The sequence below is a fragment of the Arthrobacter sp. 10T419 genome, from assembly GCF_056394105.1.
In genome coordinates this window covers 1-360 of record NZ_JBFTHF010000089.1, presented here as the reverse complement: position 1 = coordinate 360, position 360 = coordinate 1, and the positions used below count along the sequence as shown (strand labels likewise).

Genomic DNA, 360 nt, shown 5'->3' with positions numbered 1-360 from the left:
ACGCTGCCGTGGTTCGTCCAGCGTGCCGAATATGCGCCTCAGCCGTGCACCTTTCATCCCCTCGTSAATGGYGAAGAGGCRTTCGGCGAYCTCCATGACACCATTGCCGCCGCGCAGAAGAGTGTCGACATTATCTGCTGGGGCTTCCAGCCATCGATGTTCTTCAAGCGCGGCGCCCGGGAACGCGGCACGCCCTGTATTGGCGACCTGCTCGAAGCAGCGGGAAAGCGCGGGGTAAAGGTCCGCCTGCTGAGTTGGGGCGGCGAAGTATTCGGCATTCCCGGCATGACGGAAATGGGCGACGAGCCGAACCTGCCTGACCGCATGCATCAGCATCTGCCTGACCGCATGCATCAGCAT

General features: G+C 62.1%; 1 pseudogene. It reads left to right on the top strand.

From position 1 onward, the window contains the following. A pseudogene (locus AC1DBD_RS18010) lies at nucleotides 1-360 on the top strand (hypothetical protein); the annotation flags it as partial.